Origin of the sequence: Microbacterium sp. NPDC087665, from assembly GCF_044743285.1 — a bacterium.
Classification (GTDB): domain Bacteria; phylum Actinomycetota; class Actinomycetes; order Actinomycetales; family Microbacteriaceae; genus Microbacterium.
The window spans coordinates 159,917-186,161 of record NZ_JBIUWD010000003.1 but is presented as its reverse complement, the minus strand read 5'-3'; the positions used below and the strand labels follow the sequence as shown (position 1 = coordinate 186,161).

Genomic DNA, 26,245 nt, shown 5'->3' with positions numbered 1-26,245 from the left:
CATCCGGGTGGTAGAGCGAGACCGGCTTATTCCACAGCGGTACTCAAAGGGAACCGTCTCGTTTCTTGATTCAAAATTGCATATCGTCAATTGGCTGAATCCGGTCAGGACGGCTCAGATACCGACTCATCCCAGGCCCGCAGATACTTGTCGGGAAGGTGAAGCCGAGCAAAGTTGTCGATCACGTCAAACGCTCTCTCAACATCTTCCTGGGTGTTCTCGACAGCGCTCAGCCTCACGCCGAAGAAGTCCTGAGTGCGGGTTGTCGCGGACGCCTCATACTGAAACGTGATACCCGCCCTGGGATTATTTGGCAGCCCCAGATAGAACACATCTACACCGTATAGGAGTAGCTTTACCTTTCCGTCCGCCGAGTTCATGGACCTAACACGCCCTCGAGAACCGAAGTACGCGTTAGCTTTTCTGTAGAAATCTTCGAGATCTAAGATATACATCTTCAACCCTTCGGTGGCGTCATCGTAAGCGTATCCTCGTGGAAGACGTAGCCCTTTTCTCCCAGGAACAGATACTCGTCATGCAGGTAACCCTCGTCTTTGTCGGGGTTTTCGGAGAACTTCACGGGCAGCCTCTTGTCAACGATCTCCTGGAGGAACGGCCGGTTGTAGAGCTCGAACATTTCGGGCCTGCTCAGACCAAACCTATCCTTCGCGTCCGTGCAGAGGTCTTTCGGCGAACGCACCTAAGGCGATTGCAACGTTTTCCTGCTGCTCCCAAGTCGGCCGAACACCAACACTCATTCAATTGGCCCCGCAGAGGTTTCTTCGTATCTCAAGAACACCCACCTTTCACCTTCCAACAAGACTCGCTGGTCATAGATCGGCACTTCGACTGGAACACACCCAATCACTACGTCTTCACAGAAGTCTGCAATAATTCGGGTTTCTATGTCGTCGGTGACGAGACGCTCTCGGTCTCCTAAAGATTCGTAAATGAACCTCACGTCGATTGTCGGATGGATGGCGCGAACGGAAACGCTTCGGAGCGTAGGCAGGACAGCATCCCACATCGCCCTGTTTACTGACAGAATCACGTCCGAGCTAAATGAATCCGAAATTGAGTTCATGACCATCAATCAACTGGCCCCCTCGCTGTCTTTCCGCAGTGATCCTCCACGGCATTGCGGAGTTCTCGAAATTGAGATGTACATCTGATCGGCATTCCCAGGTAGAACGCTTCAGAGATGGGCGCGGCAGTATTCATCAGCGGCTCGAACAAGAGTCCCAATGCCGGCGGCACTATTTGTTAGATGCCGAGTCGAGTAGCCTGCGAGATCGGAGCTGAAGTGTCCACCGGAAAGGACGACCCTCATATCTAGATCGCCTTGATCCCACGCAACCTCGAATACGAACCGCTCATCGAGGACAAACACCAATGTGGGTGCAAGACGGGCCACGGCGAAGCGATCCTCGAACACAGATCGCAGAACAGACTGAAGATGGGCGAGTTTGGAGACCCCTCCAGCCCCGGAGACAACTTCCGTCAGCGAGGCTTCGAGTATTCCAAAGTTCGGCTCGCGATACGGCTTCGGCGAGGAACAAAACGCTTCGATGCGATCAAGTGCAGAGGCCAACCCCTCTTCGGTATTCGAAATGAAGGCCGTATCCTCCCCTAGGAGCACTGTCTGCCGTATATTACCTGGAAGATTGTGCACAAATCCAAGACTCTGCCCAGGGACCTTCGACCACCCAAAGCTGAAGGAGTGCACGCCGTCGAGGATGACCGTAATAAAGTCACTCGATTCTTGGCTCGCGTCAATTTCGATGCGCCGCCCGAACCGTTCGAGGAGAATGCCGTTGAGTTTTCTCAAATCATCTATGTACATCCCTAGTCCTCCTTGGTCGCAACATTTGTGATCGGGTCGAGAACGTATCCTTTTTCCTGCAAGTAGGCCCACTCCTTAATTAGTGACAGACCTTTCGCGTGATCCGGGTCTTCATTAAATCGAATCGGGAGCCCCTTATCGATAATCTCGTCCAGGAAAGGGCGATTGAAGAGTTCGTACATCTGCGCATCGGTCAGGCCGTAAGCATCTCTCGTGTCGTTCCACATGTCGGTGGTCTTCGAGCTCGGCATGCCGAAATACGAATCCCCAGACTCCGCGGCGAGCTTCTCATAGCTCGTTGGGTCTCCCGAACGGTACGCCCCAAGGGTGGCGCGCTCGGCGTTCATGTTATGAGTACTGACGTCGTACTTTTCGGTCCACTCTGCCACGGTCATCGCGGGCTTGCCGTCAACCACAATCTTGCCGTTGTCAACCCTGACGCCCTTGCTGCCATCAAGCTGTTGCGTGGCGCGCGTCTCCAGCCTTGCCAGCTTCGCAATTCTCTCAAGCTCCAGCTTCTCGAGCCGGGCCGCCTGCGCGGCTTTGGCGGTGATGGTCACACCTTTGACGCCCTTCAGGAAGCCGCCGACGCCGGTGACGAGGAGAGCAGCGTTGAGAGCAACGCGCCCGAAAGCTACGCCGGGTTCGTTCGCCCACAGATCTACGGCGAAGAAGTCGGCGAGGATCGCGCCGATGACATCCCCCGGATGCGTGACCATGTAGCCGATGGTGTCGCCCACCTCGCCGAACCGACGCTTCATGTTTTCAATCCAGGCACCGTACGCGCCATCACCGCCGTTGATCTGGTCGACGATGAACCGGAAGGGATCAAAGGTCTCGAAGATCCACCATCCTGACTCCGCGAGCCCGACGGCCAGATCGACGATTCCGCCGATCACACCAGGGAAGACGACGTCGGGCAAGAACATCACAACCTGTTCCCACCCTTCGCGATCCTTCGGATCTACACGAGGCAGATCTGCCGTGGGCCGGATCGCCGATGCGACCTCCGACTCGACAGCCTTCAGCGAACTGAGCGCGGTTGCGAGGGTCGCTTGCGCCTGCGCGTTGAATGTCGCCCCGCGATCGACGAACGTGACCGGTTGCGTCGGCGAGGTCACGGGCACCGATGCGGCCTGGGCGCTCGCAACCGCAGTCTGATAGTCCGACCGCGACTGGGCGGTCAGCGCGTCTGCACGCGCAGCCAACCGCACCGCTTCTGCGGCCTGGGCGCGCGCGGCGATGAACGCGGATTCCCACCGGCTCATCGCCGATGCCGATCGGGAGAAGGCGCCGGGAAGGACACTCACTTTCTGAGCTTCACGGGGCGCAACCAGCGCAAACCGATCGGCCGCCACACCCTTCCACCCCTGCACCTGCAGCCCGGTTAACGTCGCTGCCGCACCCTGCACCGGAGCGATACCGCTGCCGAGCATGTCCCGCGCTGAGGCGATCGCCGATAGATCTCCAGGAACGAGATCTTCCACCCGTGAATGGGCCGTCACCATCGCCATCACACCCGTCCCAACCGGTCGGCGCGCTGCGCGATCAGTTCATCTGCCCGGGCGATGTCGCGGGCAGCGCCGGTCAACGTCGCCTCCGCCCGGCGCGAGGCATCCGCGCGGAGGCGCAGGTATGCACCCCATTCGCTCTGGAAGGCGTGCAGAGCAGCAGCCACCTCGGCGGACCCGACGTCGCCGACCGCAAGGCTGTGGATCGGGTGCGCAGAGAGCGCCTCCGCGGCCTGGACGAACCTCTGGCCGGCAGCGCTCATCGCCTGACCCGATGCTTCAAAGCTCGACATGAGATCCCTCCTCCGGCAGTCCACCGCTGACCTTGCCGTCCGCGTCTCGTTGCAAATTGATCGCCAAGGTCGGCGCACCGTTGCGTGGCAAGGGTTGCGGAAAACGCGCGCCCAGGTCGATCACGACAGTCGGCTGCTCACTGGGATCGATGGCGAGCAGACGCGCACGCACGGGCAACGCGAACAGCCCCGCACCCGTCACCCGCACCCAGTCGAATCCCTCTGCGTCCGCATCGCTTCGCGCGCTCACGAACGCCGTCAACCGATCGAGGCTCGAGAACACCGGCGTCACCAGGCTCGCTCCGGTATCGAGAACTGGAGCACCGAGGTACTCCGGCTTCTCCATGTAGAGCTCAGCCGTGTCGAACAATGTCCAGAGCTTCGACCGTTCCACATTGCCGCGCGCGAACATCCTCGCCACCTCGACGAGGAAAGCTTCCTCAGAGAGCGACCCCGAAGGGTCGCTCTCTTCACTGCCCGCGAGCGGCGCCTGGTCAGGCACCAGCATCGAGATCAGTTGATCTTCGAGGCGATCTGGGAGTCGAACTCACGACCCGCGTTCGCAGTGCCGCTGATGAACGCCGAGATCTCCGTCAACTGGGCGATCACCGTGTTCGCGCTCTGCGTGTACCGCGTGTACGCGTCATTGAACTTGCCCGACGCCTGATCCGTCACGAACCCCGAAGCCACAAGCCCCTGGATCTTCACCTGCATGCTCTGCAGCTTCTGCGTGATCTCTTCGCGACCCGCATCGAGATCCTTCGCCGCAGCATCCATCTCGTCGTAGCTGAGCTTCACATTGGCCATAACAACACCCTCCGATACATCAGCACGAGACAATCCCGCGCCCCCAATCGAGTACCATAGCCGAACGCGTCGACCTTTCGTCAAGCTTTTGGCGATATACCGAGACGCGACCACAGGGGGGTCTGTGAGGCTCAAATTTTCGCTGCTCGAAACCGCACCGGACGGTCAGAAGCACGCGCGTGACATCGTGGTGACCGCCGACGTCACGGCAACCATCGGAGAACTCGCGCGCACCATCGCCCGCGCTGAAGCAGGTGACCGCAACCTCTTCGTCGCCGCCATCGAGCGCACCTTGCCGCTGACGCTCCTCGTGCATCGCGCCGAAGACCGACCTCTCATGCTGGACCCGTCCGATCCGGTCGGCGTCTCGAGCCTGCAGGCCGGGGCGATCATCGAGGTGATCCGCGAACAGGACGCGGGCGCGGCCGAGCGCGTGGTCGAACCGGCGGCTTACCTCGACGTTCTCGACGGCCCCCAGGCCGGCTCGCGGTTCACCCTGGCGGAAGGCGAGAACGGCGTCGGCCGCGAGCGCACGAATCGCGTCGAGCTGCACGACAGGAGCGTGTCCCGGCACCACCTCGTGATGACGGCATCCGGGCAAAGTCGGGTTATCCGCGACCTGAACTCGGCGAACGGCGTCGTCCTCGAGACACGATCGGGTGAGCTGGCGCGGATGACGACCCCACTCTCGCTCGTGCAACCCACGGTGCTCCGACTGGGAGAGGTGCACGTGCGCATTCACCCCGTCGCCACCAGCGGCGCGAATTCGCTGCGCAGACGAGCGGCCGTGAGACACCAGAGGTCGCCCCGAGTCGATCCCGTTTACGCGCCGACGCCGTTGGAGCTCCCGTCGCCTCCGACGCCTGCCGAACCTTCACGCTTTCCCCTCATCGCGATGGTGGCGCCACTGGCCATGGGGGCCGCGCTGTTCGCCGTCACCCAGTCGGCGCTGAGCATCGCGTTCGTCGCACTGTCGCCGTTGATCATGATCGGAAGCTGGCTCGACGGACGCATCGGCCAACGACGCCGACTCAAGAAGCAGCGGCGCGAGTTCACCGCGACGCTCACGAGCGTGCGCGAAGAGGTCGAGCGTCGCCACGACGAGGAGCGGCCGGCCCGCCAGCACGAGAGCGTGCCGCTGGCCGACCTGCTCATCGCCGCCCGCGATCGCAGTGCGGTGCTGTGGACCCGACGCGCGGAGCACCGGTCGTATCTCGAGATCCGGCTCGGCAGCGGCGAACTGCCCAGCCGCACAGAACTCGAGATGCCGTCGCGGGGGGAGGCGTCGACCGAGGACTGGAAGCAGCTGGAAGACGCCCATGCCGCCCTGAAGACGATCGCCGATGTTCCGGTGCTCGAACGGCTCGACCTGAGCGGCTCCATCGGCGTCGCCGGTGAAGGAGTGTGGTCCGACTCGATCACACGGTCCGTGCTCGTTCAGCTCTTCGGCCTGCACTCCCCCGCCGACGTCGTCTTCACCGCCTTCCTCCCTGATCTCCCCACCAGCGCAGGCTGGGACTGGCTGAAGTGGGTGCCCCACGCAGATTCGGTCTACAGCCCGATCCGCGCCCCGCACCTCACGGCGACCGCGCGCGATCGCGCACTGCTGCTCACGGAGCTCGAGGGCATCATCGCCACCCGTACGTCGAGCGCTGCGAACCGCACGATTCGCAGCCGTGAGCAGGCACAGGCATCCGACACCGATGAGCGCCTCGCCGCCGTGCAGAAGTCGCCTTCGCTGCCCACCATCGTCGTGCTCGTCGTCGCCGACGATGAGGACGAAGACCTCACCCGGTTGGTCGGACTCGCCGAAGACGGCCCGGATGTCGGCGTGCACGTGATCTGGTCGGCCCGGACGATGTCGGCCGTCCCGGCCGCCTGCCGCACCACCATCGACGCGGCGTCCGGCCACACCGCCGCCCACTTCGTGCGCTCGGGCACGGTCGTGCCTCTCGAGACCGTGGAGCGGATCGACATCCCCGCCGCCGAGTCGTTCGCGCGCAGCCTCACCCCCGTCGTGGATGCCGGCGCACGGGTGCTCGACGAGAGCGACCTGCCCCGCAGCGTGAAGCTCGCCGACATCGATCGCCGCAATCTGCTCGATGACCCGCACGAGGTCGTCGCGAGCTGGGAGGCGACGGACTCGCTGAAGAGCCGATGGACGGCCGGTGCCGACCGCGACCCCGGCACCCTTCCCGCGACGGTCGGGCAGAGCGACGCCGGCCCGGTCGAGATCGATCTGCGCACCCATGGCCCCCACGCGCTGGTCGGCGGAACGACCGGCGCAGGCAAGTCCGAATTCCTGCAGACCTGGATCCTCTCGCTCGCCGCCTCATACTCCCCCGACCGCGTCACCTTCTTGCTGGTGGACTACAAGGGAGGCGCGGCCTTCGCCGACTGCGTGGCGCTGCCGCATACCGTCGGGCTCGTGACCGACCTCGACCAGCACCTGGTGCGTCGCGCTCTCACGTCTCTGCGCGCCGAACTGCGCTACCGCGAAGAGCTCCTCAACGAGCACGGCGCCAAAGATCTGGCCGGACTCGAGCGCCGATCCGAGATCGCCGCGCCTCCCCTTCTGCTCATCGTCATCGACGAGTTCGCAGCGCTGGCGAAGGAGATCCCCGAATTCGTCGACGGCGTCATCGACATCGCCCAGCGCGGCCGTTCGCTCGGCCTGCACCTGATCATGGCGACGCAGCGCCCGGCCGGGGTCATCGGCGACAACCTGCGCGCCAACACCAACCTCCGAGTCGCGTTGCGGATGGCCGATGCCAGCGACAGCAACGACGTCATCGGCACCGCCGACGCCGCACACTTCGCCCCCGAGACGCCCGGGCGGGCCGTGGTGAAGATCGGCGCCGGCCGCTCGGTCCACTTCCAGACCGCCTATCTCGGCGGACGCTCCGACGCGACCCATGCAGACACCATCGACGTCGGAGACCTCGCATTCGGCCACTCCCGACCGTGGGCCGTCGCTCCCGACCGTGCACGCATCGACGACGGCGCCGCGTCTGCAGCGCGCGACATCGAGCGGCTGGTCCGCAACATCCAGGTCGCCGCCGATGCACTGCGGCTCGAGCATCCGCGACGGCCGTGGGTCGACCAGCTTCCTGTATTCTCTCGGCTCACAGAGCTCACGAGCGCCGAATCGACCGGCAGCGACGACGGTCTGCGCATCGCCGTCGGGCGCGCCGACGACCCCTCACAGCAGCGCCAGTCCGACCACGTCGTCGACCTCAAAGCCTCGGGGAACGTCGCGATCTTCGGCGCTCCCGGAACCGGCAAGACGACGGCTCTCATCACGTTCGCCGTCTCGGCGGTTCTGCGAGACGACGCGACGCGCATCTACGGCATCGATGCCGCCAGCGGTCGCCTCGGCGCTCTCGCGGGCCTGCCGTCGACCGGCGACATCGTGCCCGCGGATGATGCCGATCGCACCGTGCGTCTGCTCGGCATGATCCGAGATCTGATCGATGAGAGGGAGCACGACCGCTCCTCGTCGTCGCCGGTGCTCCTCCTCGTCGACGGGTTCGGTGCCTTCCGGGATCTCTATGAACATCACGGACCAGATACCGGTGTGTTCACGCAACTGGTCGACATCCTGCGTGCCGGTCGACATGTGGGGGTGCACGTCATTCTGGCCAGCGAACGCGCCATGTCTCTTCCCAGCGCGGTCGCCGCGAGCATCGCCGAGACGTTCGTGCTGAGGATGCTCACCGACCACGACTACGGCATGGTCGGCGCGTCCGCCGACATGCTGCGCGCGGCTCCTGCCGGACGAGCGATGCACCTGCCGTCCGAGCTGGAGATGCACTTCGCCATGCCTTCGTCCGGGACCGACAGCGACGCCCTGGACGAGGCGCTGGCCGCGCTGGCCGAGACACTGCACTCCCGGGGCATCGCGAAGGCCCCCGGCATCCCCGAGGTGCCCCACACACTCCACCGGCCCGAACTGCCGCCGACGGCGAACGCGCAGGCGTTCGCCGTCGAGACCACACGGCTCACCCCCATCGACGCGCCGCTGACGGGAATGATGCTGGTGACGGGACCTGCGGGATCGGGTCGCACCACCGCCGTGCGCAGCATCCTCGCCGCCCGAATCGAACATGCCGAGAGGAACGGGATCGCGCTCGACCTGGCGCTGATCTCGCCCCGCACTTCTCTTCTCGCGCACGGCTACGAATGGAGCCATCGGGGTGACTCTGCTCTCGATCGCTCAACCCTCATCGACGCGCTGATCGTGGCCCTGGGTGGCACTCCTCGTTCGACAGCCGCCTCACTGCTGTCTGCCATCCCGCTCATCGGAAGCACGCCGACGATCGTGGCGCCCGAACCGAAGACCGAGACGCTCGCGTTCCCCCGTGCCGGGTACGAGGGCATCGTCGTGATCGAGGACATCGGCGGATTCGACGGCAGCGGTGACGAGTCCGCCCTCGCGACGCTGCTCAAGCTGTTGCGCCGCAGCGACATCACGGTCATCGTCGAAGGTGAGAACGCCACGCTCACGTCGGTCTGGGAACTCGCGAGTCCCCTCCGCGGCGCGCGCTGGGGCCTCGCCCTGCAGCCCGACGCCAACGACATGCCCAGCGTCTACACCGCGAACTTCCCGCGTGCGCGCCGAGCGGACTTCCCACCGGGGCGTGGGTTCCTCGTGCGCAACGGCACCGTCACCGGTATCCACGTCGCGACGCCCTGACCCAGCCGGGTCAGGGCGCGGCCGTGCTCGACCGGGTCACCAACGCCGTCGGGATGATCGACGTGTCGGCCACCGCATCGCCCTCGATCTCGGCGACGAGCGCCGCGACGGCACGGTCGGCCAGTGCGGTGAAGTCCTGACGGATCGTGGTGAGCGGCGGGCGGTAGTTCGCGGCATCGGGCACGTCATCGAAGCCGACCACGCTCACGTCGGCCGGCACCGCACGTCCGGCGTCGTCGAGCGCGCGCAGCAGACCGAGCGCCATCTGGTCGTTGGCGCAGAACACGGCGGATGCTGCGGCCAACGCCGGCCCTGCGACATACCCCGACTCCGCCGACCAGTCGCCGCGCACTACGGCGGGCGGACGGATGTCGGCCGCGAGAAGCGTCTCGCGCCAGCCGCGCTCGCGCTCGGCCGCGGCGAAGGAATCGGCAGGTCCGGCGAGATGGTGGACGGTCGGATGCCCGAGATCGAGGAGATGCTGCGTCGCCGCGGCCGCACCGCCGGCGTGATCGCTGTGCACGGCCCGGAGGTCGCCCTCGGCCACGGCATCGACAACAGCATCGACCACGACGAGCCGGAGACCTGCGGGGCGTGCGGCGGAGGGCACGAGAGCGGATGCCTCGTTGAGCACGATCGCCCCATCGACCTCCTGCTCGGCGAGCCGGTCGAAGGCGTCGGCGACGCTCGCCTCGGCCGTGACGACCGTGAGGGCGTAGCCGCGGTGGGCGGCCGCCTCGGCGGTGGCCTGGAGCATCCGTGAGTTGCCGACCGTCGCGAGCGTCGTGACGACCAGACCGATGGTCTGCGAGCGACCGGTGCGCAGGGCGCGCGCCGCGCGATGCGGTCGGTAGCCGAGGTCGGACATAGCCCGCTCGACGCGGACTCGGGTGTCGGGGTCGACGCGGGGGCTGTCGTTGACGACGCGCGAGACGGTCTGCCCCGAGACGCCGGCGCGCGCGGCGACCATCGCCATCGAGACGCGCCCCGAGGGGGCGCGTCGCTTCGCGCGCGGGGCGGGGTCGAACACGTCGTCGGTCACCGGCATCCTCCATCGTCGATCAACACAACTCCTCAATGTTGACGTAATCACGGCTGGCGCTCTACCATGTTTACGTGAACACGAGCGAATCTGCGGAAATGCGCAGCGAGACCCTGACCGCCGGAGTCGTCAAGCGCGCCACCCTGCTCGCCGACGGACGCGACATCGTCTACTACGACGACCCCGACACGACACTCGGCGCCAAGCGTGCCGTCGACGCCCGCACGCTCGACCCGCGCCCCGCCACCGCCACCATGCGGCAGGATGTGCTCACCGGCGACTGGATCACCGTGGCCGCGAACCGGCAGAACCGCGTCATGATGCCCAGCGCCGACGCCGACCCGCTCGCGCCGCAGACCCCGACGAATCCGTCGGAGGTGCCCTCGCTCTACGACGTCGCCGTGTTCGAGAACCGCTCCCCCGCCTTCGGCCCCGCCCTCGCCGAAGCCGTCGGCACGGCTCCCGAGGCCACCGATGCCCCGCGCGGCCTCGACGACCTCGACGCCCTCGGACTCGGTCGCACCCGCACCTCGGTCGGCCGCTGCGAGGTCGTGTGCTTCAGCCCCGAGCATTCCGGTTCGTTCGGCACGCAGTCGGTCACCCGCGCCCGCACCGTGATCGAGGCCTGGGCCGACCGCACCGCGGCGCTGTCGCAGCTGCCCGGCGTCCAGCAGATCTTCCCGTTCGAGAACCGCGGTGAGGCGATCGGCGTCACGCTGCCGCACCCGCACGGCCAGATCTACGCCTACCCCTACGTGACGCCGCGCACCGCCAAGCTGCTCGACTCGATCGACCGCACCGCGCCCGACCTGTTCGCCCGCATCCTCGAGTTCGAACAGGCATCCGATCGCGTCGTCTTCCGCGGCGAGCACTGGACCGCCTTCGTGCCCTTCGCCGCCCGCTGGCCGCTGGAGGTGCACCTGATGCCGCACCGTCACGTGCCCGACTTCGCCGCGACCAGCGAAGCCGAGCGCGACGAGCTCGCCCCGCTCTACCTGCGCCTGCTGCGCGGCGTCGACGCCCTTTACGACACCCCCACCCCCTACATCGCCGCCTGGCACCAGGCCCCGGTGAACGTCGGCCGCGACACGGTGCGCCTGCACCTGCAGCTCACGAGCCCGCGTCGCGCGGCCGACAAGCTGAAGTTCCTCGCCGGATCCGAAGCCGCCATGTGGGCGTGGGCAGCCGAGGTCACTCCCGAGCAGGGCGCCGCCCGCATCCGCGAGGCGATCGCCTCGGTCGACAGCATCGCCGCGGCCGACATCGCTGCCCCGGCAGAGGAGACTTCCGCGTGACCACCGCACAGGATGCCGCGCGCGAACTCTTCACGTCCCTCACCGACCGCGACCCCGACGGCGTCTGGTCGGCGCCCGGCCGCGTCAACCTGATCGGCGAGCACACCGACTACAACGAGGGCTTCGTGCTGCCCTTCGCGATCCCGCACCGCACGGTCGCCGCCGTCGGGCTGCGCGACGACTCCCGCATCCGCGTGGCGTCGACGTTCACCGACGAGACGGTCGAGGTCGGGATCGACGAGCTCGACGGGCTGTTCCCGACCCTTCGACAGGCTCAGGGACCCAGTGGAGAAGCGACCCCCGGCGTTCCCGAGTGGGCCGCGTACCCGCTCGGCGTCGCGTGGGCCCTGCAGCTCGCCGCCCCCGAGGGCGCGTTCCGCGGCGTGGACATCGCGATCGCCTCCGACGTTCCCGTCGGCGCCGGCCTGTCGTCATCGGCCGCGATCGAGGGCGCCACCGCGACCGCCCTGAACGACCTCTGGCACACCGACCTCGACCGCACCGCGCTCGCCCGCGTCGGCCGTCGCGCCGAGAATGAGGCCGTCGGCGCCCCCACCGGCATCATGGACCAGATGGCGTCGATGCTCGGCGAGCCCGACGCCGCGATCTTCCTCGACTGCCGCACGCTCGAGGCGCAGCTCGTGCCGGTCGGCATCGCCGAGGCGGGGCTCGCGATCCTCGTGATGGACACGCGCGTCAAGCACGCCCACTCCACCGGCGGCTACGGCGAGCGCCGGGCGGCGTGCGAGCGCGGCGCGGCGATCATGGGAGCATCCAGCCTGCGCGATGTGTCGGTCGCCGATCTCGGCCGCGCCGAAGAACTCATGGACGACGTCACCTTCCGCCGGGTGCGCCACGTGGTGACCGAGAACCAGCGCGTGCTCGACACGGTGCGCGTGCTGCGCGAGCAGGGCGCCCGCGCGATCGGCGATCTGCTCGTCGCCTCGCACGCGTCGATGCGCGACGACTTCGAGATCTCGGTGCCCGAGCTCGACACCGCGGTCGAGGCGGCTCTGGCCGCCGGCGCCCTCGGCGCCCGCATGACCGGTGGCGGCTTCGGCGGTGCCGCGATCGCCCTGATCGAGCAGGATGCCGTCGCCCCGGTGTCGGATGCCGTGACCGCCGCGTTCGCCGCGGCGGGCTTCACCGCCCCGCACCTGTTCACGGTCACCCCGTCGGCCGGCGCGCACCGCGACGCCTGAGCGACGCGACGCCGGAGATGGCAGCACCGCCTGAAAGACCAGCACCGCCTGAAAGACCCAGCACCGCCTGAGAGAATCGAACCCGGAGTCGCGCCAGGGGTGCGGCCGGAGAGGAACGCAATGTCCTGGATCGTCACCGGCGGTGCCGGCTACATCGGCTCGCACGTGGTCCGCGCTCTCGCGGAAGCGGGTCTGACGCCGGTCGTGCTCGACGACCTCTCGAGCGGCGTCGCGTCGTTCGTGCCGGAGGGTGTGCCTTTCGTGCGGGGGAGCATCCTCGATCGCGAGCTCGTCGAGAAGACGCTGCGCGACCACCGAGCAGAGGGCGTCATCCACGTCGCCGGGTTCAAGTACGCCGGGGTCTCGGTGCAGCGTCCGCTGCACACGTACGCGCAGAACGTCGAGGGCACGCGCGTGATCCTCGAGGCGATGGAGTCGGCCGGGGTCACGAACATCGTCTTCTCGTCATCGGCCGCCGTGTTCGGCACTCCCGATGTCGCTCTGGTCGTCGAGGAGACCGCCAAGAAGCCGGCGAGCCCGTACGGCGAATCGAAGCTCATCGGCGAGTGGCTGCTGCGCGATCAGGCGATCGCCACCGCCGACTCGCCCGCTCCCCTGCGCCACACGTCGCTGCGCTACTTCAACGTGGTCGGATCGGCCGACCCGACCGTCTACGACGTGAGTCCGCACAACCTCTTCCCGATCGTGTTCGAGTCGCTGCTCGCCGGCAAGACGCCGCGCATCAACGGCGACGACTACGCCACCGAAGACGGCACCAACGTGCGCGACTACGTGCACGTCGGCGACATCGCCGCGGCCCACGTCGCGGCCGCGCAGCGCCTCTCGGCGGGCGAGCCCCTCGAAGCCGCCTACAACCTCGGCTCGGGCGACGGCCTCAGCGTGAAGCAGATCATGGATGCCATGGTGCGCGTCACCGGCATCGACTTCACCCCCGAGATCGGCCCGCGCCGCCCCGGCGACCCCGACCGGATCGTCGCCACCGGCGAGCTCGCCGCCCGCGATCTCGACTGGAAGATGCGGTACTCGGTCGACGAGATGGTGCGCACGGGCTGGGAGGCTCGGCGCGCAGCTTCCGTCTGAGCCCACTCAGTACAGCCCGGCCTCGCGCAGACGCCCACCAGGAAGCTCCGAGAGGAGGTGCAACGCGAGCGCTCGATCCTGCTCCCGCGCGAGCGCGACAACACGCTCGTGTTCGTCGAGATCACCGAGAAATCCGAAATGCGAACGGAGGGCTTCGCTGAGTTCTGTCGCAGTGGGGATCGGGACGGCAAGTGCGCCAATGTCCTCCTCATCGAACTCGTCATCCGCGCTGCGGTCTCGCAGCCATCGCTCGGGGTCGAAGGCAGGTCCCTCATGGCCGGGCTTCCAGAAAGTATCGCCGGCGTGCACACCATTCGCATCGACCCAGATCTTCAAGACCGCCAGGCGGCGGAGCAGCGAGCGGTCGAGAACGCCTGTCCTCGAAGCGTGGGTCATGACCCAACGCAGGTCATACATGTCGCGCGCAGGAGTCGCTCGGTTGAGCCGCGCGACCTTTTCAGCGAGATTCTCCTCCAGTCGCACGATTTGCAGCTCTGGCAGCTCCGGCAGCCCGTACTGAGAATGCACGGGAAGCGGCTGCCACCCTCGACGAACGGTGGGGAGCCAGGGTGGCGGGTTCAGATCGAGCTTGCTCGAAAGCCCAACCCCGCTCCCTCCGAAGTCATGATCGAAGGTCAGCGCCCACTTGCCTCGACGCTCCTCAACGCCGTAACGGAACGGGCCGATCTCCGTGCCTTCGACAGCGGCGATCAGATCGAGCAGCACACCTTCGGGATCGAGGCCCACCGCAACTGACGCGAAGTCGAGATCGAGGGAGAACCGCCCCGCGTTCCCGGCGTATAGCTTTCGCAACGAGGTTCCGCCCTTGAAAGCGAGGGGCTCGAGAATGCCCTCGCCGTGAAGATGGCGCAACAGCAAGTCCTGGCCGATATCGACGAGCGCCGCATCCCGACCCTGGGCACCCGCCCCCTTCGGTGTGTGGCGGGCGACATGCCCGATCGTGAGCGTGATCTCACTCATACAGCGGGCCGCAGATCACGCGGGTCGAACGGCAGCACGGTGTCGGCGATCTGCCAAACGGCGTCGTGTCTCCGCAGCGTCCCCCGTGGTCCGAACCACGTCTTCCCCGATGGACGCCCGTCACGCCAAGACGCGGCCAGATCGGGGCGCAGGCCTTGGAGAAGATAGGCCGTGCGCGTTCGGACAGATGCCGGCCGCCCCTGGAACTCACTCTCGATCCTCGGGGAGGCGATGATTGCGGCGAGTTCCGGAAGCCACTCGAGTGCGCTGCTCCACGATCTCACCGCAGCCGGCCTCGCCGCCATGTGCACGACGATGCTCTCGGGAGCGAGGACTGGCACGGCTCGAAGGATCTGATAGTCGAGACGCGGCTCGAAAACCGATCCGGCCACCGCCGACGGGAGTTGACGAACGATGTCGGCGGACGCGGCCACTTCCAAATGAGACGGTACTCGATCTGCCGCCCCATGCGCCCACGCCCCGGCCTGGAACGTGAGCCCGCAGCGAGCGTCTGGCCGGTCAGCGAGGAACGCCCGTAACGGCGTGACCGGGTCGTTCCGCGAGTGCGGACCGGCGACCGCTGCCGGCGCAAACTCCCATACGCCTGCATGGCCGGTCGGCAGGAGCCATCCTCGCTCGCGCAACCGCGAAGCCAAAATCTTCGGTGGTGTCCGCACGCCATATTCACGTGCGAGCTGTGACAGACGATCAGTGGTGACAACCACCGGCTGTTCGAGTTCCAGCTCTTCGAGGATGCCACTCATGGATGGTGGAATCGTGCGCATCACGGGCCTCCTCTCTCTGACGTGCTCCTACCGGTTAGCGTGACAGAGAATTTGAGTGGTGTCAAATTTGAATGGAAGTTACAGAATCTGTAACTCAGGACAATATTTGACACCTCCGCAGTTCAGAGGTCGCGCGTGCGGATCGGGTAGAAGAAGAAGCACACCCAGGCGAGCGCGGTGAAGACCAGCGGGATGACCGCGAGCATCACGCGGATGCCGCCGTCGACCGAGTCGGGCTGCGCATCGCCGAGGCTCGCATCGAAGCCGGATGCCGTCAGCACCCATGCCGCGACGACCGCCTGCAGCACCACCGAACCGCGCACGACGAAGCCGTTCACCCCGAAGTACGCGCCCTCTCGGCGGTGCCCGGTGCGCACGGCATCCTCATCGATGATCTGCGACAGCACCACCTCGAGCAGCTGCAGTAGCCCCCCGACACCGACGCCCACCGCGACGCCGACGAGCGCGGCGGCGAGCACGGTCGACGGCAGCAGGTAGCCGAGCACGGCGACGCCGAATACGGCGACCGCCCACAGCAGCGCGGTGCGCGGACTGGTGCGGCGAACGACCGCGCTCCACAGCACGATCGCGGGGATCGCGGTCACGAAGATCACACCGAGCAGGATGCTGCCCTCGCCCTCGGGCGCCCCCAGCGAATAGCGCACGTAGAAGGGAAGGGCCGCGAGGATCACGGCGATCGACGTCTGCACGAACAGCGATCCGAGCACGTAGGGCACGAAGGCACGGTTCGCGAACGTGTACCGCATCTGCATGCGGAACGGCATCGGCGCGGCGACGGATGCCTCGGGCACGCGCCGCTCGATCATGCCGCCGCCGAACGACCACACCAGCAGCACGAGGCACACCGCGCTCAGCACGATCGCCATGCCGGGCCAACCGATCGGTGAGGCGTAGAGCAGCGGCGCCCCCGCGGTACCGAGGATCATGCCGGCGATCGCGAAGATCTGCCGGGGCACGTTGCCCCGCGCGCGTTCGTCGGTCGTGCGGAAGATCTCGGGGAAGAGCGCCGAGATGTTCAGCACCACCACCACGAACGCCACGTCGTAGACCGCGACGACCACGAGGAACCAGGCGATCAGACCGCCCGCCGGCAGCTCGGGAGGCATCCACACCAGGGCGAACGCGACCACGAGGGGCACGATGCCGAGGCCGATCCACGGGATGCGGCGCCCCCACCGCGTGCGCAGTCGGTCGGACACCGCACCGACGATAGGGTTGAGCACGGCGTTGAGGATGCCGTGGGCGATCATCGCCGCGGCGACCCACCCCGCCTGCACTCCGAGGTGCGAGACGTAGAAGTAGACGATGAACGCCGAGAACGTCTGCGTCATCAGCTGCGTGGGGAAACCGGATGCCCCGAACGCGATCGTCTGCGCCCGGCTCGGAGCCGCGTCGAGCCGTCGGTCGCGCAGGCGTTCGATGAAGGAGCTCATCGGCGCACCCCCCTCTGCAGGTCGCGCAATGCTCGCCAGCCGATGCGCACGAGCCCTTCGTCGTCGATCGCCTGCCGCACGACCGGGTCGGCGAGCAGGCGCCGCTCGTATCCGCGCTTCGGGGCGCCGTAGTCGACCGCCGAGCGCAGCTCTTCTCCGTCGACCATGGGGTGCAGGTAGATCTCGGTCACCCCCGCCGGAACCGCGCGGAGCAGCGCCACGAATCCGTCGCGCACCTGCTCGTAGGTCTCCTCGGCATCGGTGCCCTCCCCCGCGAGTTCGAACGGGTGGCTCCACAGTCGGTCGATGATCTCGACCCCGAGCGCCCCGGCTGCGGCGGCGGCCTGTTCGAGCTTCGCCTGCAGCGCAGCATCCGATTCCATGCCCTCCATGTAGCGCGGAAGACGGAAGGGAAGCCCGTGCCGGGCGGCGAGCGCGAACACCTGCTCGAGGAAGTCGTGGCCCGTCGCCAGCCCGTAGACCGAGCCCATGTGGTTGTCGAGGTGCGTCACGTCGACACCGGCGTCGAGGGCGGCCTGCAGCTGCGCGGCGAGCTCGGTGGCGACCTCGTCATCGCAGGCGTGCCGCTCGACCGCCACGACCTCGATCGGGAAGAACCCGTCGTCATCGACCAGCGATGCGCCCGCCGTGAGCGGACGCCACCGGTACCGCGTCCACTCGCTCGTGAGCACCAGATGCACGCCGAGGTCGACGTCGGTGCGGGTCGCGCCGAACGCGAGCGCCTCGGGCGACCACGAGCACGGCACCATCACCGTCGCGGAATCGATGTGCCCGGCATCGAGCAGTTCGACGATGGCCGTGTTGGCCGCGTGGCACATGCCGAAGTCGTCGGCGTTGAGGATGATCGCGCGGGCACCGGGTGCGAGGCCCAGACGTTCGGTGAGCTCTGCGGGTGCGGTCATGATCGGTCCTGTCGGGGGGTGTCGAGTACTGCGGGGGGTGCGGGCGGGTCAGCGCGCGGACTTGTCGAGCGGCGTGAGGATGCGGGTGAACAGTGTGGCGCGCAGGGCGGATGCCGCTTCGCCGACCGCCCCGACGAGCGGCGCCTCGGGCCCGAACGACGAGACGATGAAGCGCAGCGGCAGCCGGGGCGCATACTCCTCGGCGACGCGATGGATCGCCTCGACCAGCGCGGGGTGCGCGGCATGGCCACTCAGGATGAAGACCTCGGGGTCGATCACCAGCCCGATGCTCCCCGCCGCCAGGGCGATGCGCTTGCCGATCTCGGCGACGATCTGACCCGAGGCATCGTCGCCCTGTTCCGCGGCGTCGAGGTGCGTGGCGAGCGGAGCATCCTGATCGAGGCCCAGGCCCAGCGCAAGATCGGCGACGACCTGATCGTTGACGAGCGGGGCGCCGACAGGCAGCGGCGACTGCGGCAGGTACATGATCTCGCCGGCGACCCCGCCGTGGCCGCGGTGCAGCGCACCGTCGATCACGGTGCCCGCGCCGAGTCCGTCGTCGAGGAGCAGCAGCGAGAAGCTCGACATCTCGGCACCGACGCCGGCGGTGAGTTCGGCCAACGCCGCGAGGTTCACATCGTTCTCGACGCGCACCGGGCAACCGAGGCGCTCGGCGAGCGTGGTGCGGAACGCGCCGCCGTCGGGACCCTGATCGTCGCGGATGCTGCCGTCGGAGGTGACGATACCCGGCACTCCCACGACGGCGAGGTGCACGGTGCCGGTGGCGTCACGGCGGCAGGCCTCGACGAACGCGGCGATGTGGGCAACACGGTCGCCGTTCAGCGGGAAGTCACCGTGCTGCTCGGCTCGCACGACACCGGCCGCATCGACGAGCACGACGTGCGCGGCGCGGTGGTCGACGTGCACCGCGGCGGCGAACCCGAGCTGCGGGTGCAGGGTCACGCGTCCGGCCGCCGGGCCGCGTGCGCGGCGGTCGACTCCGGCTTCGGCGATCGCACCGGCGCCGTCGAGCATGCGCAGCACCTGGGTGACGGCCGTGCGCGAGAGGCCCGTCGCATCCATGAGTTCGGTGCGGGTCTGCGCACCGCTGCGGGCGAGCGATTCGAGGATCGCTCGACCGTTCAGTGTGCGCAGCAGGGTCTGCGGGCCTGCGAGTGGTCTGGTCATGGTGTGGGCGATCCCCCCGGGTCGGTCTCCACGAGCATGGCATATCGGTGGACCCTGGGCGACACTTCGTGTCGTACTCGTGCGGCGGCACACCGCCCCCAGCGGCGGGCCTTCTTCCCGGTTCTGCGCCCCCTTCGTCTCGCTCCGCTCGCTCAGGAACCGGATGTCGCTCAGTCGAGCGCGCTCATCACGTGCTTGATGCGCGTGTAGTCGTCGAAGCCGTACTGCGAGAGGTCTTTGCCGTACCCCGAGTGCTTGAAGCCGCCGTGGGGCATGTCCGACACGAACGGGATGTGGGTGTTGATCCACACGCACCCGAAGTCGAGGTCGCGCGAGAACCGCATCGCCCGTGAATGATCGGTGGTCCACACCGACGAGGCGAGCGCGAACGGCACATCGTTCGCCATCGCCAGCGCCTCCTCGTCGGACGAGAACGACTGCACCGTGAGCACCGGACCGAACACCTCGCCCTGCACGACCTCGTCGTCTTGACGCAGTCCCGACACGATCGTCGCCGGCCAGAAGTACCCGACTTCGCCCTGCCGAGCCCCGCCGGTCTCGACGGTCGCGTGGGCGGGCAGCCGCTCGATGAATCCCGACACCTGCGCCAACTGCGCGGCACTGTTCAACGGCCCGTACAGCACGCCTCCTTCGCGCGGCCCGCCGGTGCGAGCATCCGATTCCGCCCGTGCAACAAGCGCCGCCACCAGTTCGTCGTGTCGCGATTCGTGCACCAGCACCCGCGTCGCCGCGGTGCAGTCCTGCCCGGCGTTGAAGAACGCGCCCGTGACGATGCCCTCGACGGCCTTCTCGATCGAGGCATCCGCGAAGACGATCGCCGGCGCCTTGCCGCCGAGTTCGAGGTGCACGCGCTTGACGTCGTTGGCGGCAGAGCGGGCGACGGCCATGCCGGCGCGCACCGATCCGGTGATCGCGACCATCTGCGGTGTCGGATGCTCCACCAGCGCCACCCCGGTCTCGCGGTCGCCCAGCACCACGTTCAAGACCCCGGCCGGGGTGTGCAGCGCCACGATCTCGGCGAGCAGCAGCGTCGACAGCGGCGTGGTCTCGGCGGGCTTGAGCACGACGGTGTTGCCCGCGGCGAGCGCCGGTGCGATCTTCCAGATCGCCATGTTCAGGGGGTAGTTCCAGGGGGTGACCTGGCCGATCACGCCGATCGGCTCGCGCCGCACGAACGAGGTGTGCCCGGCGAGGTACTCCCCGGCGGAACGCCCCTCGAGGCTGCGGGCGGCCCCCGCGAAGAAGCGCAGCTGGTCGACGGACTGCATGATCTCGTCGGCGACCAGGCTGGCGCGCGGCTTGCCGGTGTCCTGCGATTCGAGGTCGGCGAACTGCTCGGCGCGCGCCTCCATCTCGTCGGCGATGCGGAAGAGCGCGAGCTGGCGGTCGGCGGGCGTGGTGTCGCGCCAGATCGGGAAGGCAGCGGATGCCGCGGCGTAGGCGGCATCGACGTCACTGCGATCCGAGATCGGGAGCCGACCGTACTCCTCTTCTGTCGCGGGATCGATGAGCGGCAGATCGCCTGCGCCGTGCACGGGTACGGGGCGACCGCCGATGAAGTTCTGCAACGTCTCTGTGCGCATGCAGACACAGTAGCGCGGTGCATTCGAAATCGGAAGATCCTGCGTGATTGGACAACCGAATCAGTTGCAGGAGAAGCATCCGCCTGTCAATATCGACATATGGCCACGAAGATGCAGCCGGCGCTCGATGACATCTCGAAGCGCATCGTCGAACTCCTGCAAGAAGACGGACGCCGCCCCTACGCCGAGATCGGCCGCGAAGTCGGACTCAGCGAGGCCGCCACCCGCCAGCGCGTGCAGCGGATGACCGAGGCGGGCATCATCCAGATCGTCGCCGTCACCGATCCGATGCAGCTCGGGTTCCACCGCATGTCGATGATCGGCATCCGCGTCACCGGCGACCCGCGCACCATCGCCGAACAGCTCACCGAGATCTCCGAACTCGCCTACGTGGTCGTCACGTTCGGCAGCTTCGACATCCTCGTCGAGGCCGTGTGCGAGAGCGACGCCGATCTGCTCGACCTCATCGCCACACGCATCCGCACCATCCCCGGCATCGTGCACACCGAGACCTTGCTCTATGCAGGGCTGTACAAAGACCTCTATAACTGGGGAACACGCTGACGCACGCTCGTCACCCCGCACGCACGCGAACGACCACAGGAGAGACCATGGGAACCACCGTCTTCGAACGCCGTCGCCCGCAGACCTCCGTCATCGACGAGTCCCTGCGCGACACCTCTTTCGCCGTGTTCTGGCTCGATGACGTGCAGCGCACCGAGTACCCGGCGCTCACCGGCGCCGTGAAGGCCGACCTCGCGATCGTCGGTGGCGGATACGCCGGACTCTGGACCGCCATCCGTGCGAAGGAGCGCGACCCCGAGCGCAGCGTCGTGCTGATCGAGGCATCGCGCGTGGCGTGGGCGGCCTCGGGCCGCAACGGCGGCTTCTGCGAGGCGAGCATCACCCACGGGCACGAGAACGGCGTGAACCGCTGGCCCGACGAGATCGACCAGCTCGAGCGTCTGGGGATGGAGAACCTCGACGGCATCGCCGACACCATCGCCCGGTACGACATGGATGCCGAGTTCGAACGCACCGGCCAGCTCGCCGTCGCCGTCGAACCCCACCAGGTCGAGTGGCTGCGCGAAGAAGAGGGCTTCCTCGATCAGGAGGCCGTGCAAGCCGAGGTGCACTCGCCCACGTTCCTCGCAGGGCTCTGGGAGCGCGACAGCAGCGCGCTCGTGCACCCCGCCAAGCTCGGCCTCGAACTCGCCCGCGTCGCCACCGACCTCGGGGTGCAGATCTACGAGCACACGCTGGTGCAGGACATCCTCGGCGACGGGTCGGGCCCGATCACGGTCGAGGCGAAAGACGGCCGGGTGACCGCGGATGCCGTCGCCCTCGCCACGAACGTCTTCCCCTCGCTCCTCAAGCGCAACCGCCTCATGACGGTGCCGGTGTACGACTACGTGCTGATGACCGAACCCCTCAGCGACGAGCAGCTCGCCTCGATCGGGTGGAAGAACCGTCAGGGCCTCGCCGACAGCGCGAACCAGTTCCACTACTACCGGCTCACGGCAGACAACCGCATCCTGTTCGGCGGATACGACGCCGTCTACCACTACGGCGGCAAGGTGCGCCCCGAATACGAGGACCGCATCGAGAGCCACCGCCGCCTCGCCTCGCACTTCTTCACCACGTTCCCGCAGCTCGAGGGTCTGCGCTTCACGCACCGCTGGGCCGGGGCGATCGACTCGTCGAGCCGCTTCTGCGCGTTCTTCGGCACCGCCCGCAAGGGCCGCGTCACCTACGCCACCGGGTTCACCGGCCTCGGCGTCGGGGCCGCGCGCTTCGCGGCCGATGTCATGCTCGACAAGCTCGCCGGCAGCGAGACCGAGCGCACCGCTCTGAAGATGGTGCAACAGCGCCCGGTGCCGTTCCCGCCCGAGCCCGCGGCGTCGGTCGGCATCAACCTCGTGCGCGCCGCGATGGACCGCGCCGATCACAACGACGGCAAGCGCAACCTTTTCCTCAAGACCCTCGACGCGCTCGGCATGGGATTCGATTCGTGAGCGAGCTCGCGCCCGGAACGGCGGCGGATGCTGCCACCCTCGCGCTCGTGCACGAACCGTTGCCCGCGGCCGACGTCGTTTCGGGCGGCCCGACGACCGCCGTGCATGCCCTCGCGACGCTGGGCGGCACCGAGGTCGGCATCTGGGAGATGACGCCGGGCACGGCATCCGATACCGAGTCCGACGAGGTGTTCGTCGTGCTCTCGGGCCGGGCGCGCATCGCGTTCGACGACCGGGACCTGCCCGACCTCGACGTCGGTCCGGGATCGGTCGTGCGCCTGGCCGAGGGCCAACGCACGGTCTGGACCGTCACCGAGACGCTGCGCAAGATCTACATCGCCTGAGCGCCTCCGCGGCCGGCGGCTCAGCCGATACGAGTGACGTCGGCGTGGGGCATCCGCTCCCGCATCACCCGGATCGCCTCCGGGTTGTCGTCGATCAGCACGCTCTCGCGCCCCAGCGCCGAGGCGACCGCGCCGGTCGTGCCGCTACCCGCGAAGAGGTCGAGCACCCGATCGCCGGGACGGCTGGATGCCCGGATGATGCGCCGCAGAATACCCTCGGGCTTCTGCGTGGGATAGCCGGTCTTCTCGCGGCCGGTCGTCGGCACGATCGTGTGCCACCAGACATCGGTGGGGAGCTTGCCGCGCGCGGCCTTCTCGGGCGTCACGAGACCCGGGGCCATGTACGGCTCGCGATCGACCTCGTCGGAGTCGAAGAAGTACGCCCGCGGATTCTTCACGTACACGAGGATCGTGTCGTGCTTGGTGGGCCAGCGGCTGCGCGACTTCGCGCCGTAGTCGTACGCCCAGATCAGCTCGTTGAGGAACGAGTCGCGCCCGAACACCGCGTCGAGCATGACCTTGGCGTAGTGGGCCTCACGGTAGTCGAGGTGCAGGTACAGGGTGCCGTCGTCGGCCAGCAGCCGCCAGGCCTCTTCGAGACGCGGCATGAGGAAGTCGCCGTAGTCGTCGAAACGGTCGTCGTAGGTGCGCAGCATGCCGCGCACCCGCTCGTACTGGTGCCCGTGGAACCCGTGACGGATCTCGGTTGGCGGGATCTCAGTTGGCGGGATCTCAGCGGCCGGGGTCTCCGCATCCGCGGCGTCATAACTCCTCAGATCTGCGGCGGCCTCGGGTCCCGAATCCCGTGGCGACGCGGAGTCATCGTCAACCGCATCCGATTCTTGAGGAGTTGTGCGCGTGCGCCGGGCCGTGACGATCTGCCGCTCCTGCGCCCGCCCCGTGTTGAACGGCGGGTCGAGGTACACGAGCGTGAACGCCCCCGAGGGCAGCGCCCGCGCCGCGGCCAGGTTATCGCCCTCGATGATCGAGACGCCGCCCTGTCGTTCCGCCGGGACGGCAGCGGGTTCGTCGGAGTCGGACGCGGTCACGGAACCCGATGCAGCCATGCGTCGGTGGAGAACTTCGACTCCACCAGAGCCTCGGCCGCCGCGATCTCGTCGTCGGTGACGGTGCCGTCTTCGGCGCCGGTGAGCGAACGGAACGTCGCGATGAAGCGGTCGATGATCTCTTCACGGGTCAGACCCGTCTGGGTGCGCAGCGGGTCGACGCGCTTCGCCGCCGAGGTGGTGCCCTTGTCGCTCAGCTTCTCGCGGCCGATGCGCAGCACCTCGGTCATCACCTGACCGTCGAGGTCGTACGAGAGCGAGGCGTGGTGCAGCACCCCGCCGTTGGCGAGGCGCTTCTGGGCGGCCCCGCCGATCTTGCCCGAGGGGCTCGCGATGTCGTTGAGCGGCTGGTAGACCGCGTCGATGCCCAGCGAGCGCAGCGCCTGCAGCACCCAGTCGTCGAGGAACGCGTACGAGTCGGCGAACGTCATGCCCTGCACGAGGGATGCCGGAACGTACAGCGAGTACGTGATGATCTGCCCCTGGGGGATGAGCATCGCGCCGCCGCCGGAGATGCGGCGCACGACCTCGAAGCCGTGGCGCTCGGCGCCCTCGGGATCGACCTCGTTGCGGTACGACTGGAACGAACCGATGACCACGGCGGAGCCGTCCCACTCCCAGATGCGCAGGGTGGGGCGTCGGCGCCCCTCGCCCACGCGGGAGGTGAGCACCTCGTCGAGCGCGAGGTTCATGCGCGGAGACACGGCCTTGTCGTGCACGATCTCCCAGTCGAAGTCGCTCCAGCCCGGTGCCGTCACGAGCGCCCGGCGCACCGTGGTGCCGACGGCCTCGGGCGTGAAGCCGAGCAGCTGGGCGCCCTCGGGAAGAGCAGCGCGCACGACGGCGGCGATCGCCGAAGCATCCGTCTCGACCGGGAGTCCGTTCACCGCTGCGTTGATCGCATCGAGCGCCGTATCGGGCTCGAGGAAGAAGTCACCCGCCAACCGGAACTGCGCGATGCGACCGTCTTCGACCTCGAGGTCGACGACGACGAGCTTTCCCCCTGGGACCTTGTATTCTCCGTGCACCTCCCCAGCCTACGACCGCACGGGGTTGTTGGTCGCAGTCGATGTTGTGCGGAGCGGCCCTTCGACAGGCTCAGGGACCCAAGTTCCGTCGGCCCCTGGATCGCTGAGCGAGCAATGCACCCGGTCCCTGAGCGGGCGAAGCGAGACGAAGGGTCAGCGCCCGAGCACCACCGCGCGCTCGCTGGCCCGGATCGGCGCCGAATAGCGATTGCCGAGCGGCGGGAGCGGGCACACGTACTGGTCGGAGAACGCGTACGGCGGCAGATACGCACGGTTGAAGTCGACGACCGCGGCGCCGTCGTCGGCGGGCTCGTCGATCTCGAGGAACCGGAACGGGAACGTCTCGACCCCGTTGGTCCCATCGCCGAACACCGCCCCGAGGCCGCCCTTCACCGACCGCGTCACGGTGAGCTCGTGCGGCACCCCGCGGATCTCGAAGTGCAGGCGGCCGGCCACGGGCGCGTCATGCCGATCGCCGTCGATCGCGACGATGATGATCGACTCGTCGGATGCCGGCTCGAACGTCGCGGCGAGACGCCAGGCCGGATCGGGCCGGTAGGTGTCGATCGCACTGAAGCGCTCGCGTTGCGGGCGCGACGGATTGAAGACCCGCAGCGCGGTGTGCTCGCGCCGGGGGAAGACCCGGAGCTCTCGTCGGCCGAGACGCAGCGCATCGCCGCGACGGAGCGTGACGGTGGCACCGGCGACACCGAGCTCGCTGCCGCGGATGCCGCCGTCGCCGTTGACCGCCCAGAGTCCGGGGACGCCCTCGACCGCGGCGGGCTCGCTGATGAGCCAGTTGGTCGACTCGAGCGCGGCAGGGCCGTACTCGGCTCCGGCGGCGCGCTCGCGCTCGGCGTGCCAGTCGTGCCAGTCGCTCTCGAAGCTCATCGGACGCTCCTCCCGTTTCGAGGAGAATCGCGCGGGGGCACGTCTCCCCCGGATGCCCGCGGAATAATGCCCTGAATCTACGGCGGGCCCACAGCATCCGCCGGGCCGGTGTCACACACCTTCACCCGACGTCATCCGGCGACATGAGTGGCGGGCGTCGTTCCTGACACCTCGA

24 protein-coding genes are annotated in these 26,245 nt (G+C 67.6%); 7 read left to right on the top strand and 17 right to left on the bottom strand.

The features are described 5' to 3' along the window. Positions 1-104: 104 nt before the first annotated feature. The 7 genes from ACIOSY_RS07575 to ACIOSY_RS07545 form a co-directional block, all read right to left on the bottom strand. The gene (locus ACIOSY_RS07575; protein WP_400851492.1) at positions 105-332 is read right to left on the bottom strand and encodes a hypothetical protein; all 228 of its coding nucleotides are present in this window, start codon (positions 330-332) and stop codon (positions 105-107) included. Between the two features lie 125 nt (positions 333-457). Continuing rightward, positions 458-637 carry a hypothetical protein gene (locus ACIOSY_RS07570; protein ID WP_400851489.1) on the bottom strand — a complete coding sequence of 60 codons (180 nt, stop codon included), beginning with the start codon at positions 635-637 and terminating at the stop codon, positions 458-460. A gap of 558 nt (positions 638-1,195) precedes the next feature. After that, the gene (locus tag ACIOSY_RS07565; RefSeq protein ID WP_400851486.1) at positions 1,196-1,843 is read right to left on the bottom strand and encodes a hypothetical protein; all 648 of its coding nucleotides are present in this window, start codon (positions 1,841-1,843) and stop codon (positions 1,196-1,198) included. Between the two features lie 2 nt (positions 1,844-1,845). Further along, on the bottom strand, positions 1,846-3,357 hold the full coding sequence (locus ACIOSY_RS07560) for a putative T7SS-secreted protein (protein ID WP_400851483.1): 1,512 nt from the start codon (positions 3,355-3,357) through the stop codon (positions 1,846-1,848). After that, on the bottom strand, positions 3,357-3,647 hold the full coding sequence (locus ACIOSY_RS07555; protein WP_400851480.1) for a hypothetical protein: 291 nt from the start codon (positions 3,645-3,647) through the stop codon (positions 3,357-3,359). Before ACIOSY_RS07555 ends, ACIOSY_RS07560 begins: the two co-directional genes overlap by 1 nt. Beyond that, complete coding sequence (locus ACIOSY_RS07550) at positions 3,634-4,155, bottom strand: hypothetical protein (RefSeq protein WP_400852650.1); 522 nt, start codon at positions 4,153-4,155, stop codon at positions 3,634-3,636. Before ACIOSY_RS07550 ends, ACIOSY_RS07555 begins: the two co-directional genes overlap by 14 nt. 5 nt (positions 4,156-4,160) lie before the next feature. Further along, on the bottom strand, positions 4,161-4,454 hold the full coding sequence (locus tag ACIOSY_RS07545) for a WXG100 family type VII secretion target (RefSeq protein ID WP_400851477.1): 294 nt from the start codon (positions 4,452-4,454) through the stop codon (positions 4,161-4,163). Positions 4,455-4,578: 124 nt separating this feature from the next. Here ACIOSY_RS07545 and ACIOSY_RS07540 point away from each other — a divergent pair, with 124 nt between their 5' ends. After that, positions 4,579-9,150, top strand: coding sequence for an FtsK/SpoIIIE domain-containing protein (locus ACIOSY_RS07540; RefSeq protein ID WP_400851474.1), 4,572 nt, complete (start codon positions 4,579-4,581; stop codon positions 9,148-9,150). Between the two features lie 10 nt (positions 9,151-9,160). Here ACIOSY_RS07540 and ACIOSY_RS07535 read toward each other — a convergent pair whose 3' ends face one another. Next, complete coding sequence (locus ACIOSY_RS07535; protein WP_400852626.1) at positions 9,161-10,126, bottom strand: LacI family DNA-binding transcriptional regulator; 966 nt, start codon at positions 10,124-10,126, stop codon at positions 9,161-9,163. A gap of 164 nt (positions 10,127-10,290) precedes the next feature. Here ACIOSY_RS07535 and galT point away from each other — a divergent pair, with 164 nt between their 5' ends. The 3 genes from galT to galE all read left to right on the top strand — a co-directional run bounded on the left by galT (position 10,291) and on the right by galE (position 13,790). After that, positions 10,291-11,487: a galactose-1-phosphate uridylyltransferase gene (gene galT, locus ACIOSY_RS07530; protein ID WP_400852624.1), complete on the top strand. Its 1,197-nt coding sequence runs from the start codon at positions 10,291-10,293 to the stop codon at positions 11,485-11,487. Beyond that, entirely contained in the window at positions 11,484-12,689 is a 1,206-nt protein-coding gene (gene galK, locus ACIOSY_RS07525) for a galactokinase (protein ID WP_400851471.1), read from the top strand. The genes galT and galK overlap by 4 nt, the downstream gene beginning before the upstream one ends. 120 nt (positions 12,690-12,809) lie before the next feature. Next, positions 12,810-13,790 (top strand): UDP-glucose 4-epimerase GalE, encoded by a 981-nt coding sequence (gene galE / locus ACIOSY_RS07520; RefSeq protein WP_400851468.1) that lies wholly within the window; start codon positions 12,810-12,812, stop codon positions 13,788-13,790. Between the two features lie 6 nt (positions 13,791-13,796). Here galE and ACIOSY_RS07515 read toward each other — a convergent pair whose 3' ends face one another. The 6 genes from ACIOSY_RS07515 to ACIOSY_RS07490 all read right to left on the bottom strand — a co-directional run bounded on the left by ACIOSY_RS07515 (position 13,797) and on the right by ACIOSY_RS07490 (position 20,725). Beyond that, complete coding sequence (locus ACIOSY_RS07515) at positions 13,797-14,771, bottom strand: nucleotidyl transferase AbiEii/AbiGii toxin family protein (protein ID WP_400851465.1); 975 nt, start codon at positions 14,769-14,771, stop codon at positions 13,797-13,799. Continuing rightward, a complete protein-coding gene (locus ACIOSY_RS07510; protein WP_400851462.1) occupies positions 14,768-15,535 on the bottom strand; it encodes a type IV toxin-antitoxin system AbiEi family antitoxin in 768 nt (255 codons plus the stop codon). Before ACIOSY_RS07510 ends, ACIOSY_RS07515 begins: the two co-directional genes overlap by 4 nt. Positions 15,536-15,678: 143 nt before the next feature. After that, on the bottom strand, positions 15,679-17,010 hold the full coding sequence (locus ACIOSY_RS07505) for an MFS transporter (RefSeq protein WP_400851459.1): 1,332 nt from the start codon (positions 17,008-17,010) through the stop codon (positions 15,679-15,681). Next, complete coding sequence (locus ACIOSY_RS07500; protein ID WP_400851456.1) at positions 17,007-17,933, bottom strand: polysaccharide deacetylase family protein; 927 nt, start codon at positions 17,931-17,933, stop codon at positions 17,007-17,009. Before ACIOSY_RS07500 ends, ACIOSY_RS07505 begins: the two co-directional genes overlap by 4 nt. A gap of 48 nt (positions 17,934-17,981) precedes the next feature. After that, the gene (locus ACIOSY_RS07495) at positions 17,982-19,121 is read right to left on the bottom strand and encodes an ROK family protein (protein WP_400851453.1); all 1,140 of its coding nucleotides are present in this window, start codon (positions 19,119-19,121) and stop codon (positions 17,982-17,984) included. Between the two features lie 170 nt (positions 19,122-19,291). Beyond that, positions 19,292-20,725, bottom strand: a complete 1,434-nt coding sequence (locus ACIOSY_RS07490) for a gamma-aminobutyraldehyde dehydrogenase (RefSeq protein ID WP_400851450.1) — start codon at positions 20,723-20,725, stop codon at positions 19,292-19,294. A 99-nt stretch (positions 20,726-20,824) separates the two neighbouring features. Here ACIOSY_RS07490 and ACIOSY_RS07485 point away from each other — a divergent pair, with 99 nt between their 5' ends. The 3 genes from ACIOSY_RS07485 to ACIOSY_RS07475 are packed head-to-tail and all read left to right on the top strand — an operon-like array spanning position 20,825 to position 23,084. Continuing rightward, entirely contained in the window at positions 20,825-21,289 is a 465-nt protein-coding gene (locus ACIOSY_RS07485) for an Lrp/AsnC family transcriptional regulator (RefSeq protein WP_400851447.1), read from the top strand. Positions 21,290-21,336: 47 nt separating this feature from the next. Then, positions 21,337-22,740: an NAD(P)/FAD-dependent oxidoreductase gene (locus ACIOSY_RS07480; protein WP_400851444.1), complete on the top strand. Its 1,404-nt coding sequence runs from the start codon at positions 21,337-21,339 to the stop codon at positions 22,738-22,740. Beyond that, positions 22,737-23,084 (top strand): cupin domain-containing protein, encoded by a 348-nt coding sequence (locus ACIOSY_RS07475; RefSeq protein ID WP_400851441.1) that lies wholly within the window; start codon positions 22,737-22,739, stop codon positions 23,082-23,084. Before ACIOSY_RS07480 ends, ACIOSY_RS07475 begins: the two co-directional genes overlap by 4 nt. Positions 23,085-23,104: 20 nt before the next feature. Here ACIOSY_RS07475 and ACIOSY_RS07470 read toward each other — a convergent pair whose 3' ends face one another. From ACIOSY_RS07470 to ACIOSY_RS07460, 3 genes are all read right to left on the bottom strand, one after another. Continuing rightward, entirely contained in the window at positions 23,105-24,151 is a 1,047-nt protein-coding gene (locus ACIOSY_RS07470) for a DNA-methyltransferase (RefSeq protein ID WP_400851438.1), read from the bottom strand. Further along, the gene (locus ACIOSY_RS07465) at positions 24,130-25,179 is read right to left on the bottom strand and encodes a biotin/lipoate A/B protein ligase family protein (RefSeq protein WP_400851435.1); all 1,050 of its coding nucleotides are present in this window, start codon (positions 25,177-25,179) and stop codon (positions 24,130-24,132) included. Before ACIOSY_RS07465 ends, ACIOSY_RS07470 begins: the two co-directional genes overlap by 22 nt. 153 nt (positions 25,180-25,332) lie before the next feature. Further along, entirely contained in the window at positions 25,333-26,070 is a 738-nt protein-coding gene (locus ACIOSY_RS07460; protein WP_400851433.1) for a DUF1684 domain-containing protein, read from the bottom strand. Positions 26,071-26,245: the final 175 nt, after the last annotated feature.

Coding starts and splice junctions, on each gene's coding strand:
- ACIOSY_RS07570 (WP_400851489.1), bottom strand. CDS start 637: ATGTTCGAGCTCTACAACCGGCCGTTCCTCCAGGAGATCGTTGACAAG.
- ACIOSY_RS07565 (WP_400851486.1), bottom strand. CDS start 1,843: ATGTACATAGATGATTTGAGAAAACTCAACGGCATTCTCCTCGAACGG.
- ACIOSY_RS07560 (WP_400851483.1), bottom strand. CDS start 3,357: ATGGCGATGGTGACGGCCCATTCACGGGTGGAAGATCTCGTTCCTGGA.
- ACIOSY_RS07555 (WP_400851480.1), bottom strand. CDS start 3,647: ATGTCGAGCTTTGAAGCATCGGGTCAGGCGATGAGCGCTGCCGGCCAG.
- ACIOSY_RS07550 (WP_400852650.1), bottom strand. CDS start 4,155: ATGCTGGTGCCTGACCAGGCGCCGCTCGCGGGCAGTGAAGAGAGCGAC.
- ACIOSY_RS07545 (WP_400851477.1), bottom strand. CDS start 4,454: ATGGCCAATGTGAAGCTCAGCTACGACGAGATGGATGCTGCGGCGAAG.
- ACIOSY_RS07535 (WP_400852626.1), bottom strand. CDS start 10,126: ATGGCGATGGTCGCCGCGCGCGCCGGCGTCTCGGGGCAGACCGTCTCG.
- galT (WP_400852624.1), top strand. CDS start 10,291: ATGCGCAGCGAGACCCTGACCGCCGGAGTCGTCAAGCGCGCCACCCTG.
- galE (WP_400851468.1), top strand. CDS start 12,810: ATGTCCTGGATCGTCACCGGCGGTGCCGGCTACATCGGCTCGCACGTG.
- ACIOSY_RS07515 (WP_400851465.1), bottom strand. CDS start 14,771: ATGAGTGAGATCACGCTCACGATCGGGCATGTCGCCCGCCACACACCG.
- ACIOSY_RS07510 (WP_400851462.1), bottom strand. CDS start 15,535: ATGAGTGGCATCCTCGAAGAGCTGGAACTCGAACAGCCGGTGGTTGTC.
- ACIOSY_RS07505 (WP_400851459.1), bottom strand. CDS start 17,010: ATGAGCTCCTTCATCGAACGCCTGCGCGACCGACGGCTCGACGCGGCT.
- ACIOSY_RS07500 (WP_400851456.1), bottom strand. CDS start 17,933: ATGACCGCACCCGCAGAGCTCACCGAACGTCTGGGCCTCGCACCCGGT.
- ACIOSY_RS07495 (WP_400851453.1), bottom strand. CDS start 19,121: ATGACCAGACCACTCGCAGGCCCGCAGACCCTGCTGCGCACACTGAAC.
- ACIOSY_RS07490 (WP_400851450.1), bottom strand. CDS start 20,725: ATGCGCACAGAGACGTTGCAGAACTTCATCGGCGGTCGCCCCGTACCC.
- ACIOSY_RS07485 (WP_400851447.1), top strand. CDS start 20,825: ATGGCCACGAAGATGCAGCCGGCGCTCGATGACATCTCGAAGCGCATC.
- ACIOSY_RS07480 (WP_400851444.1), top strand. CDS start 21,337: ATGGGAACCACCGTCTTCGAACGCCGTCGCCCGCAGACCTCCGTCATC.
- ACIOSY_RS07470 (WP_400851438.1), bottom strand. CDS start 24,151: ATGGCTGCATCGGGTTCCGTGACCGCGTCCGACTCCGACGAACCCGCT.
- ACIOSY_RS07460 (WP_400851433.1), bottom strand. CDS start 26,070: ATGAGCTTCGAGAGCGACTGGCACGACTGGCACGCCGAGCGCGAGCGC.